A 12,449-nucleotide genomic window follows, 5' to 3' on the forward strand; every position below is an offset into this window, starting at 1 on the left:
CAAATTTATTTATTTTATTTTTTATTACTTTTTTATAGGACGTTTTATGACTAATCAAATTAGTTCAGATGTACAAAACCGCTTGCAATGGTCACTTTTATCGCTTCGTTTAGGCGTATTTATCGTTATGTTAATGTGGACACTCGATAAATTTATTAACCCAGGTCATAGTGCGAGAATTTTTGAACATTTTTATGGGATTAGTGGTTCAACAGATATTGTTGCCTATATATTAGGCGCTATTCAATTATTATTGGTTATAGCTTTTGTGATGGGAATTAAAAAGCGCATTAGCTATGGTCTATTTTTATAATGCATGGTTTATCTACATTATCTTCTTATAATCAATATCTTGATGGTTTTAATAATTTATTATTTTTTGCTGCATGGCCAATGTGGGCGGCATGTTTTGCTCTTTACATGCTTCGAGATCAAGACACAAAATATACTATTTAATATCGTAGCGTTAATGGGAAGTATCCTCATTATTAATAACGATCTCGCTTATGTTGCTATGACGAGATCGTTTTATGCATCATCTGGATAGACAACGCCAGTTTGCCTTCTTATTTCCGTTAGCACTTTTGCCACGAGTAAGGAACGTGTTTTTGCTTTTTCATCTATTTTATTTTGACTCACTTGCTTAGCAAAAGCGATTGCTTCATAGTACATTCTATTGTCTTCTTGGGGCACACTTAAATTAGTCACTTTTTCTTTTCGTTCTACTTTTCTTACATTATTACATACTGAAATCATGTCTATTTGAAGACAAGCTTTTTCTCCTTGTATTTCACTGGGGATAAAAGAATCCGAGGTTTTAGAATGTAAAACAACCACATCAAAACCATCATAGGTTAAAATAACGCTACCGTGACCATCGACACCTGAGTCTAGTAGGTGGGCTGTGGCGTTTATCGATGTGGGCTTACCAAATAACTCTAGCGTTGCACCTAAGCAATAATAGCCAATATCCATAGCAGAGCCGTTAGCAAATTTTGGATTAAACGTATTAGGGTTTTCTCCATTTAAATATTTAGGGTATCGAGAAGAATATTGGCAATAACTGATAAAGGCTTTTCGAATAGTGCCGATGTTTTTGAGGTTGTCTTTCAAAATAGCAAAATTGGGCAAATAGGGCGTCATAAATGCTTCAAATAGAACAACATTATTCTCTTGAGCGGTTTTATACATTTCTTGAGCTATGGTGTAATTTGACGCTAAAGGTTTTTCACAAATGACATGTTTGCCAGCTTTTAGGATTTGAATAGTTTGTGGGCCATGAAAAGAGTTCGGGCTTGCAATATAAACAGCATCAACATTCGTTGAGTTGGCAAGAAGTCTTAGGCTGTCAAAGCAAAGTGTTCCGCTTGCTCCATGTTACGAGAATATACAGCAGCAAATTCAAACAAACCCGTTGATAGTGCGGCATCAATAAATTGATCTGTGATAGTATTCGTTCCGATAACGGCCAGTTTAATCATGGAGAGTTAGTCTTTTTATTGATAATACCCTTGAAGCAATGAATATTATTTAGGTTAATTAAGTAATTGTATTTTAACTTATTTTATTGTAATTCATAAGAGCTATTTATTAAGTATTTTTTAAAATAGGCCATTGGGCGATAACGTTTTGTTTCCTAAGTGCTAATAAGTTGCCAAATTGTAGAAAAACAAATTCACTTTGCGTTGGTCTAAAAAAGATAAAGTCATCCACTTGTAAATTAACTTTTTTCGATGCATTGACAATTTCTTGGTTAGTGCTTGAGCCAAATAGCCCGTTACTTTGAAGACCTTTAGGTGACTCATATTTTGCAGACCATTTACCACCATAGATAAAAAAGGTTTGCTGCATATTTGGATCCCATAGAGGAAGTAAATCTTTAGCAAATTCAATAGCGGGTATGTTTGTCCCTAGCATCTTTTTTAATACTGGAGTTGCAATATAAGAAGCAGGGATGAAATTTGCTAATGTTTCGAGGTCAAAATCCGTAGGTTTTACAAGACAAGAACCTGCTGATAGTTCATTAGCAACAGTATGATTTTTATGCATCGCAATCGTTGGACTTCCAGCGCCATTGAAGCATAATGTTTGCTGTGTATAGTGTTCATCAAATTGATATAGCCGATCGATAAAACTTTGATAAATTTCCTGTGATTCTAAATAGGCATCTTCAGCTGACTTTATAATGCTGGGTAGTTTAACAACATGAGGATCGTACCCCATAAAACCTGAAAATTTTAAATGGTTAGGATTATTAGCGATTAAAGTTAATAATGGATCTAATTCTTCTATTGTTTGTAATCCGCCACGATGTAACCCTACATCAATTTCAATATTTACCTGTAATAAAGTATTCAGTTTTCTAGCAAGCTTGAGGTATTGCTCAAGTCTCACTTGGCTATCGATAAGCCATTGTAATTGGCTTGTACTATCAAAATCACTTGTATCATCAAGTAATTCATAAAAATTAGCGGCAGATTGAACAGGTATGGGTTTCCCCATTAATATATCTGAATTAGGATAGTCATTAGTTATTTGATTAAGAAAGGGTTGGTGAAACACCATTAACTTATTAGTACCTGATTTTTCCATTATATAACCAAGTAAATCTGGGCTAGGTAGTGATTTTGCGACTATTCGAAGGTCGACGTTTTTATTTAGTGAGTTTGATAAGGCTGTTATATTAAGGTCGAGTTTATCTAAATCAACAAGCATACTGGGTAAATAATGCTTTGATGATTTTAGGTTGTTATTTAAATGAGTAAAATATTCATTGTAAGGGCTACCTAAATCATTAGGTTTTAAAAATGCTGCGCTAACGGCTAAAGCTGCCCCTGTTATAAAAAATTGTCTTCTATTCATTTTTTTCTACTCTTACCCTAAATGTGGGGTGTAATTTTAACTCAGTGCTAATACTTGATTGATATGGGCATTAGTAAATATCTTTTTAGGATCCATTGCTTCTCTCACCCGTAAAAACTCATCATACATTGGGTATTTTGCTCGTAATTGCTTGGCAGATAACGTATGAATTTTCCCCCAGTGAGGGCGACCATCATACTTTAAGAAAATAGGCTCTATGGCAGCAAAGTATTTTTTATAGTCTTTATCAGCAAAGTTATGACAACTAATCGCACAACTATCGCGTTGATAAAAAGGACTTAACCAAACATTATCAGCTTTAACGTAGCGAAATTCCATTGGGAATAATATATCAATATTTTGTTTTTTAATGGTTGTTAATATTTCTCTCAAACAAGCAACACCGTGTTCGGCAGGTACTGAGTATTCCATTTCATTAAAACGAATATCACGAAGATTACCAAAAACCTCAAAGTTTTTACCCGTTCTCGTTTCTTCTTTAACAGTACTGGCTCCTATGTTTATTAAAAAACGTCTTAAAAATGGCACTGTATCAACGACTTTAGACAACGTTCTAAATGTTTCGTAAGCATCACCATTATTGGTTTTTGGTTCTTGCATTTCTGCTTCTGGAATTTTATCAATGGTAATGGCCAGTATGTAATCAGCATGTGGCAAGGCATAAAATTCAAAATGACGATGACTGTCTCTTAAGCTTTCAGCCTGCTCTAAACCTTCTTGCAAATCCATCATCCAACTAGTTTCTTTTAAATGAAATTTGTCTTCTGCCTGAATACGTAGCTTAGTTACCGCACCTAATGTGCCAATGTTATTACGGGCAGCATTGAAAATATCTGAATTATTTTCTGCACTGCAAGTGATTTCTTCACCTAACCCATTAACTAATTGAATTGATTTAACCGTTGTGGACATGGAACCATAGTTAATCCCTGTACCATGTGTTGAGGTAGCAATAGCACCACCAAACGTTTGGGTGTTAATGTCGGGCATATTTTCTAAACTGAGTCCATTTTTCCATAACTCTTCGCCAACACCGGCTAAAAAAGTATTAGCTGCAACATCAAATTGCTTCGAACTTTTGTCAATATGAGTGATCCCATAAAAGTAAGCTAATGACATTTGAGTTTCGTTAATAGGCACTAAAGGTGAAAAGCTATGACCGGCACCAACTAATCGAATTCTTTGATTAGTTTGCTTGATCATAGAAACGAGTTCTTGGGTGTTTTTAGGAACAAGTCTCTCATTGGGTGTTGAACTTTGATTACCAGACCAATTTGTCCAAGGAGCTACTTCTTTTCCATCTTTTCCGATAGCACCTTTTAATAAGGGAGGGGCCATAGTATTATTGTCACTACAAGCTGTTAATCCTAAAGTGCTTGTAGCACCTAAGGCAGCTGCACTTTTAAGCATTGTTCTTCTATTTATGTTTAATTTATCAATTTTCATGCGCTACCTCTTAACTACAAGTGTTACTCGCCTACAAACACACGATGTTAATTATTTATAAAATTTCATTAGGCTGAACAAAGTCCATATCACCGTAATCTAAATTTTCCCCTGCCATACCCCAAATAAAAGCATAGCTTGATGTGCCTGCGCCACTATGAATTGACCATGAAGGAGATACAATTGCTTGTTCATTATGAATCCATATATGGCGAGTTTCCTGTGGCTCCCCCATAAAATGACAAACAGCTTGTGAATCAGGGACTTCAAAATAAAAATAAGCTTCGTTACGACGAGAGTGTGTATGAGCGGGCATAGTATTCCAAACGCTTCCCGCTTTAAATTCAGTTAGTCCCATTTGTAACTGACAAGTATCAACTACACCATTAACAATTAACTTATTGATGCGACGTTCATTACAAGTTTCATTAGAGCCCATTTCAACACTGTCGGCATCTGCCATAGTCACTAATTTTGTCGGAAAGGCTTTATGCGCCGTAGCAGAATTAAGATAAAAACGTGCGGGCTTACTTTTATCATTACTTGAAAATGTGACTTCTTTACTGCCAGCTCCAATATAAAGAGCATCTTTGTAATCTAGGAAATATGTTACACCATCAACAGTAATTGTCCCTGTGCCACCGACATTTATTACACCTAATTCGCGGCGTTCTAAGAAATACTCAGATTTAAAAGCGTCTAACGACTCGAGTGTTAATGTGTTACTTGATGGTACTGCGCCACCTATTACGAATCGATCGATGTAAGAATAAAGGAAATTTATTTCATCGTTTTTCATTAAACCATCTGCAAGGAAACGCTCCCGAATGGTTTGTGTATCATAAGATTTAAAATCTTGTGGATGTACGTTATGTTGAACTGTGTATTTTGTTGTCATCTTTTCATACCTTATTAAAACGAGTTTGATGGTTTTATCTTGCTAACCAACCACCATCAACAGCCAAAATATGGCCATTAATATAATTACTTGCGGGTGAAGCTAAAAATATAGTCGCACCGGCTAAATCTTCTGGTTCACCCCAGCGCCCAGAAGGAATACGCTTGCTGATTTCTGCATTTCGTTGAGGATCATCTTGTAATGCTTGTGTGTTATCTGTTTTAAAATAACCTGGGGCGATAGCGTTAACTTGAATGTTAAATTGTGCCCATTCATTCGCTAACGCTTTGGTGAGCCCTGCAATAGCATGCTTACTTGCTGTATAAGCAGGTACTGTAATGCCTCCACTGTAAGACAATAAAGAAGCGGTATTGATAATTTTCCCTGCGCCTTTTTCGATCATGGCTTTACCTATTATTTGTGAAAGCACAAAAACAGCGTCGGTATTAACGCTCATTACGTTTTGCCAATCTTCTAATGGAAAGTCTATGGCTGGAGAGCGCGCTATAGTGCCTGCATTGTTAACCAGTATATCAATGGTACCAGCGATATCTAACGCCTCTATTGCTAGTGCTTTGACTGCGGCCAAATCTGAAAAATCAGCAAATAATGCTTGCGCTTCGCCACCAGAATTATGAATTATCTCAAGGGTTTTATCACAACCGCCGTGGCGTGAGCTTACACAAATTATTTTTGCACCTGCATTGGCCAAACCTATGGCCATTGCTTGGCCTAAGCCTCTACTTGCACCTGTAACAAGTGCCCATTTTCCTGTTAAATCAAATAGTTTCATGATAATTTCTCTTAAAATAAGTGTTGATAGCCCATGTCTTTTAAATAAGTGCTACTTAATTCGATGCTTTCAAAAGGTTTTTTGCTTGCATGTTCTATTGCCATATACTTCACCTCGCTGTGCTTACACGCTTCAATAATATTTTGAATATTAAGATTGCCTTTACCTAACTCACAATCGTAGGGTTTCATTGTGAGTAATCTAGGCTTTAAGTTGTAATCTCTCAAGTGTATAGCTTGAACTCTGCCTTTCATCTGCTTAATTAACTCAGATGGAGAGCAGCCACCTTTTTGTGCCCAATAGGTATCTATTACTAAGCCCACGTTGTCTGAATCAGTTTGATTCATTAGCAAATTTAAGCCACTTTCACTTGTCCCGTCTTCGGCAACGAAATGGGCAAATTCAAAATCGTGATGGTGGAAAAGTAAATTGATGCCTTTTTCTTGATAACGGGCACCTAGTTCATTTAATGATTTAGCGAAGTCTAACCAATTCTGCTTATTGCCTAGTATGACACTAAGCGGTAATACAGATACTGAAGTTATGTTGCAATTAAGTTGCTGATGAAAGTCGATTACCCAATCAAAGTCTTTTTGTAAAATATCAAATTTTATTTGACTTGTTGCTACTTTCATTTCAAGTTGCTCACATGATTTTTTCACCGCATTTATATAGGGTTGAGTCAGTTTCATATAGGCGAGTTCTACCGCATTTATCCCCATATTCTTCAAACGCGCATATGAAGCTTCAACTTTTTGTGGCGTTTTCATATGATGACGAATCGTAAATGTTTGCAATGAAATTTGTGGTGATTTTAGTGTCATAATGCAACTTGTTATTTGAATAACGTATTTAATATTAATAATGTGCTATTGAAACTATGCGTATTTTTATGATGACTTTTAATTTTATTATTAAAATTTACTGTTTCTTTAGCGCTATCAATAAGAATACTTCCTGATAGTTAAGTTGCTTTCAAGTAATTAATCCTAATCCATTACTTTTTTCATAAATCACTCATATTTATTTTTTTATTTAAATAATAACTCAGACTTAAGAAGGTGAATTTTAATTATTCAAAAGTATTTTTAGCAAAGTTAGCCATAATAGAACTATGTGATCAAACTACTACACAACTAAAATAATAAATGAGAAGTATGATGCTCAAAGAAAGTTTTTTTTCAAAAGTCGTAGAGCTTGCGGATGATTCAATAAAGCGATATTCGGCAACGAAGCTAAAGTGGCAATGGGGAGAGGCCTTGTTTACTTATGCTTTATTACGTCTGGATCAAGAGATGGGCACCAACCGCTATCTACCATACTGTAAAGACTATTTAGATGCACATATTGAGAAAGGTTATCGGGTAGATCAGTCAGACACAGCTGCACCCGCATTAACGGCTTTTGCTGTTTACCAGTTAACAGGTGAGCCTCAATATAAAACCATTGTTGATCGCGTTGTAAAGTACATGAAAACAACCGAAAGGGTACTTGAATATATGCCTAATCACTTGGGTAATTCACCTGAAGGGTGGTTATATCCCAAAAGCGTTTGGGTAGATTCAGTGATGATGTATGGCGTATTTACAAGTTGGTATGGCAAAGCAGCAAAAGATGATGAAATGTATGATTTCGCTCGTCGCCAACCCGTACTTTTTTCACAATATTTACAAGATCCTAAAGATAAGCTTTTCTATCATAGTTATTGGACAAAACTTAAGTGTACCTACCCACGTAATAAACTTTATTGGGGACGTGGTAATGGTTGGGTTATTGCTGGTTTCCCTTTAGTACTAGAGAACTTATCTGAAAATAGTGAAGAAAGACAACAAGCTATTTCCATATTTCAACAAACGTCAGAAGCGTTACTACCTTACCAACGTGAAGATGGCTTTTACGAAACAGTGTTTAACAAAGTAGGGAAAACGTATAAAGAAAGTAGTGCTACCGCTTTAATTGCCAGTGGTTGGTTACAAGGTGTTGCCGAAGGGTATTTAGATGAGAAGTTTAAACAACCAGCGATAAAAGCATTTGAGGCTGTAGTGAATTCTTTAGAAAATAAAGATAACTTATTAAGTATGCCGATGATCAGTGCGCCTACTATTCCTACACCGTTTATTCCTTATCTAGCATACAAATATACACCTAAGCACAATGATTGGCATTATGGTTTAGCCTCATTGATGTTTGCAGCAATCAACTATCACAAACTTATGACAAAAGAAAATAGTCAAAATAGTGTGAGTGAGGTTGTTAATGCAGCCCATAATTAATAACCCTGTTACCACCAAGAAACTTGATCTTAAAGAGAAAATAATTTTCGGATCGGGTGATTTATTTATTGGTGGTACGCAGGTGATTATGGCTTTTTATTATTTGCGTTTTTTAACTGATGTTATTCAAATTACACCTGCATTGGCTGGCACCATTGTTTTAATTTCAAAAATTTGGGATGCCATAAGTGATCCAGTAATGGGGGTTATAACAGACAATACTCGTACGCGCTGGGGACGACGTAAACCTTATTTTTTCATTGCATTTTTCGGCATTATCTCTTCATTTGTTTTACTTTGGTATCCGGTTGAGTTCGACTCTACACCGATGAAGTTTATTTATGTGTTAATGACATATTTATATTTTTCTACGGTATCCACTGTTGTATTAGTGCCTTATTCATCGATGAGTAGCGAAATAACCACTGATTATAAAGAACGAAATAATGTTAATGGAATACGATTGTTTTTTTCACAGTTATCTTCGCTAATTGGCGCAATTTTGCCTTTGACTGTAGTGAATATCTTTGACGATGAAAGCTTAGGTTGGCTGGTAATGGCTGTTGTATTCTCTTTAGTTTATGCCATTCCGTATATGTTGATGTTTTTCTATACCCATGAACGTGTGCCTGTATGTGGTGACAAAAGTAAATTTGAACTGAATGCTTTTTTGCGTCCTTTCAAAATAAAGTCATTCCGTAAACTTGTGATGATGTATTTTCTTGCGTATTTAACGATGGATGTTGTAGCCGCAGTCTTTCAATACTACATGCTCTATTTTTTAGATAGAAAAGACGAGGCTGACTATGTGATTGGGACATTACTTGTTGTTCAAATTTTCTTGATCCCTGTCGTCGTTACTCTCGCCAATAAATATTCTAAGTCAATAGTTTATAAATACAGTATCCTGATTTGGTTAGCTGGCGCCATGATGTTGGCTGCTTATCAGCCTGATTGGCCACCTTATGCTATTTACCTCATTTCAGCATTAATGGGGTGTGGTGTCACCGGGTGTGTTGTTATGCCATGGGCGATATTTCCGGATGTTACTGATGTTGGTGAACTACATTATGGCCATAGAATTTCAGGTTCCTTTAGTGGTGTCATGACATTTACTCGAAAATTCTCAGGGGCTTTTGGTATATTTATTGTCGGTATTGTCTTAGAGGTTTCAGGCTATTTAGCCCCAGTAAAAGAAGTGTTAGATGGTCGATTGATAGTAACAATACAAGCACAGCCTGATGCTGTTATCAGTGCTTTGCAATTAATTGTCTTAGTATTTCCTGTTATTTTATTAGTACCGGCATATTTTGCTGCCCGCTCTTATCCACTTGATCAATATACTCATGAAAAATTGAGATTATATTTAGAATTTAAACGAGGTGAGCGCAAAGATAACAATTTAACTGTTCAAGAATTGGCTGAAATTAAAGAACGCTTAATTTAATGATGAATTTGTTGTAGGTGGAAAGTTACATGTTAAAAAAAATAATTTTAACCTTGGTTGTCTTTACGTTAGCGATAGCAATCTGGATAGCCACTGATGTTTATAAAAATGCACAAATTAATTATTTGCCCGCTAAACCTGAAGTTAAATTAAAAACGCGTGATAATGATGCTTTGTATGCTCTGCACCGCCAATTACCGTTTGATTTCTCCCAGTTGAAAGATACCTACACTAAGCTAAATAATCGTTTTGACACAGCAGACTTTAGTACGCCTTCATTAATTCGACTCATTTATGATTATAAATCACAAATACCTACGACTGATTTTGCGTTATTGAAAGAAACCTTACTGAATTTTAAATATTGGATGGATCAACCTGGGCAAGACAGTATGTGCTATTGGTCTGAAAATCATCAAATTTTATTTGCTTCTGCGGAATACTTAATAGGTTCATATTGGCCATCTGAAACATTTACCAATACCGGGAAGATTGGTGAACAACACAAAGTCATGGGACGAGAACGAGTTTTAATTTGGTTAGAGCAACGCTGGTTATATGGGTTTGCTGAATGGTATTCAAATACTTACTACGCTGAAGATGTCGCGCCATTAATTAACTTAATAGACTATGGCGATGAAGAAGTTAGTGTCAAAGCTAAAATTATATTAGATCTGCTTATGCATGATATTGCTACGCAGTCATACAAAGGGATATTTGTTGCTTCTAGTGGTCGTATGTATGAAGGGGGAAAACGTGAGGGTGATGGCCGTTCTATGAAAAGGTTGATCGGGAGTGTTTGGGGGGATCGCTATGGCTTTGGTGAAGAAAAAGGCATGATGCAAAACTTTAATTATTCCAAAAAGTACCAAGTGCCTGAAGTTATTAAAAGCATTGGTTTTGATGATACAACACAAGTGATTAAAGCTACCAATGGATTAAATTTAACTGAACTTTCTGATGAAGATTTAATTGGGCAACAAGATCGTCAGATCATGATGCAATGGGCGATGGAATCTTTTACTAACCCTGAGATTGTAGCCAATACTGTAGATTACATTCAAGAAAACAATATGTTTACTAATGAGTTTTTGCATGACTTAAAAGCATTAAATATTGGCTTTTTAAATGCTATTGGCGCATTACCCACAATTACCCGCCAATTAAAGTTGGTGAGTGATGGTATTGCGATTCAACGCGCTAATACCTATACCTATAAAACGCCTGACTTTATGATCACAACAGCTCAAGCGTATCAGCCTGGAACGTATGGCGATCAACAACACCTTTGGAATGCCATTTTAGACAAAGGGGTTAGCATTTTTACTACTCATCCTGCTGTTCCTCTTTCTGCAAAAGGTGCTTTGAGTCTTTCTCCTGGTTATTGGGTTGGCAATGGTACTTTACCTCACGTTGCGCAACATAAAAATGTGGTGTTAAACATATACAAGATACCAAAAGAAGCAGGCTTTATGGGCAGAAAACCTGCACATTATACTCATGCTCACTTTCCTAAAGATGAATTCGATGAAGTTATTATTGATGGTCGTTATGCTTTTGGTCGTTTAGGTCATAAATTTGTAGCATTTACTGCTAAAAATAAACTTTTTTACTCTAAGAATATTAAATCTAGAAAAATAGGTGAAAAAGAAAGTAGCTATGATCTTATCCAAGAAGGTAGAGATACTTACTGGATTTTTGAAGCAAGTACACAAGCAAAAGAACATAGCTTTAAACAATTTATAGAACGTATAAAATCGAACAAAGTAATTTATGAAAATAGTAAATTACGTTATGGGACACTGTCTGACGTCATAGAGTTACAATATAAAAACAATTTTATTGTTAATCATCAGGTGATTGATACTCAATACAAACGTTTTGATTCTGCTTATGCATCTGTTGAACGAAAAGCTAATACTATGCTTATCCAACATGAAGGAAAGTCACTTTTTTTAGACTTTTATAATCAAATAAGAGAGGAACAATAGCAGATGCACTACCTTTTTAACCTTTCACTATTTTTTATGTTATTTAGCTCAATAAACGTTTATTCACAAACGATAGTAGGTCAATGGTACACTGAAAATGATACAGCCATCGTGAAAATATACTCATGTGCAGAAAAATTATGTGGTGATTTAATTTGGCTTAAACAACCCTTTTGGACGGAAAAGGAAGTTAACACCTTCTCGGGTATTAAAGTTGGCGAGGTTAAAACTGATATCCATAACCCTGATAAGTCACTTAGAAAAAGATCTATAGTCGGTATACAACTTCTCAACAATTTAAGTAAGCAGAAAAATAAATGGGCGGATGGAACTATTTATGACGCTGAATCTGGCAACACTTATAGCTGTACAGTTGAACTGGTAGAAAATGGCGACAAACTTAAATTAACGGGTTATATTGGAATCTCTTGGTTTGGAAAAACTACCTATTGGTCTAAAACGCAAAATAATATGGAGTAGTTCATATTTTACAGAGACTTTTCAATTTTGAATTTGAGCTAATTGAACAGTTGATTAGGTCAGCAAAGATACGAAACCGGACGTTAGCCTTCGCTTATCTAGCGACATTTTAACCGATACAAATCAGCCCTGCGTTTGATAAGAGAATTGTACTAAATTCAATCAAAAACCTGTAAAATCAAGAATTATAATTTGATAAAAAAAGCCCAAAGCGGTCATTATATTAATATGATTTTAG

At 35.6% G+C, this 12,449-nt stretch carries 11 protein-coding genes and 2 pseudogenes; 5 read left to right on the top strand and 8 right to left on the bottom strand.

Features of this window, described 5'->3' with window-relative positions:
• Positions 1–46 precede the first annotated feature (46 nt).
• A pseudogene (locus tag IE155_RS10545) lies at positions 47–456 on the top strand (hypothetical protein).
• Positions 457–528: 72 nt separating this feature from the next.
• Here the strand turns inward: IE155_RS10545 and IE155_RS10550 are convergent.
• The 8 genes and pseudogenes from IE155_RS10550 to IE155_RS10575 form a co-directional block, all read right to left on the bottom strand.
• A complete protein-coding gene (locus tag IE155_RS10550; protein WP_229817215.1) occupies positions 529–1,191 on the bottom strand; it encodes a Gfo/Idh/MocA family protein in 663 nt (220 codons plus the stop codon).
• Between the two features lie 15 nt (positions 1,192–1,206).
• Positions 1,207–1,302 (bottom strand): annotated as a pseudogene (locus tag IE155_RS17975) (Gfo/Idh/MocA family oxidoreductase); the annotation flags it as partial.
• 38 nt (positions 1,303–1,340) lie between these two features.
• Complete coding sequence (locus tag IE155_RS17980) at positions 1,341–1,481, bottom strand: hypothetical protein (protein ID WP_229817216.1); 141 nt, start codon at positions 1,479–1,481, stop codon at positions 1,341–1,343.
• Positions 1,482–1,590: 109 nt separating this feature from the next.
• Positions 1,591–2,862 carry an alanine racemase gene (locus IE155_RS10555; RefSeq protein ID WP_189378220.1) on the bottom strand — a complete coding sequence of 424 codons (1,272 nt, stop codon included), beginning with the start codon at positions 2,860–2,862 and terminating at the stop codon, positions 1,591–1,593.
• 36 nt (positions 2,863–2,898) lie between these two features.
• Complete coding sequence (locus IE155_RS10560) at positions 2,899–4,329, bottom strand: D-arabinono-1,4-lactone oxidase (RefSeq protein WP_189378221.1); 1,431 nt, start codon at positions 4,327–4,329, stop codon at positions 2,899–2,901.
• A gap of 55 nt (positions 4,330–4,384) precedes the next feature.
• Entirely contained in the window at positions 4,385–5,227 is an 843-nt protein-coding gene (gene kduI, locus IE155_RS10565; protein ID WP_189378222.1) for a 5-dehydro-4-deoxy-D-glucuronate isomerase, read from the bottom strand.
• A gap of 34 nt (positions 5,228–5,261) precedes the next feature.
• Entirely contained in the window at positions 5,262–6,020 is a 759-nt protein-coding gene (gene kduD, locus IE155_RS10570; RefSeq protein ID WP_308433826.1) for a 2-dehydro-3-deoxy-D-gluconate 5-dehydrogenase KduD, read from the bottom strand.
• 11 nt (positions 6,021–6,031) lie between these two features.
• Positions 6,032–6,844 (bottom strand): sugar phosphate isomerase/epimerase family protein, encoded by an 813-nt coding sequence (locus IE155_RS10575; RefSeq protein WP_189378223.1) that lies wholly within the window; start codon positions 6,842–6,844, stop codon positions 6,032–6,034.
• Between the two features lie 333 nt (positions 6,845–7,177).
• Here IE155_RS10575 and IE155_RS10580 point away from each other — a divergent pair, with 333 nt between their 5' ends.
• Genes IE155_RS10580 through IE155_RS10595 form a run of 4 tightly spaced genes read left to right on the top strand, consistent with a single transcriptional unit; the run spans position 7,178 to position 12,211 of the window.
• Entirely contained in the window at positions 7,178–8,293 is a 1,116-nt protein-coding gene (locus IE155_RS10580) for a glycoside hydrolase family 88 protein (RefSeq protein ID WP_189378224.1), read from the top strand.
• Positions 8,277–9,740, top strand: a complete 1,464-nt coding sequence (locus IE155_RS10585; protein WP_189378225.1) for an MFS transporter — start codon at positions 8,277–8,279, stop codon at positions 9,738–9,740. Before IE155_RS10580 ends, IE155_RS10585 begins: the two co-directional genes overlap by 17 nt.
• Positions 9,741–9,769: 29 nt before the next feature.
• Positions 9,770–11,731, top strand: coding sequence for a hypothetical protein (locus tag IE155_RS10590; RefSeq protein ID WP_189378226.1), 1,962 nt, complete (start codon positions 9,770–9,772; stop codon positions 11,729–11,731).
• A 36-nt stretch (positions 11,732–11,767) separates the two neighbouring features.
• Entirely contained in the window at positions 11,768–12,211 is a 444-nt protein-coding gene (locus IE155_RS10595; RefSeq protein ID WP_268245252.1) for a DUF2147 domain-containing protein, read from the top strand.
• Positions 12,212–12,449: the final 238 nt, after the last annotated feature.

The sequence above is a fragment of the Thalassotalea profundi genome, assembly GCF_014653195.1.
Lineage (GTDB): Bacteria > Pseudomonadota > Gammaproteobacteria > Enterobacterales > Alteromonadaceae > Thalassotalea_B > Thalassotalea_B profundi.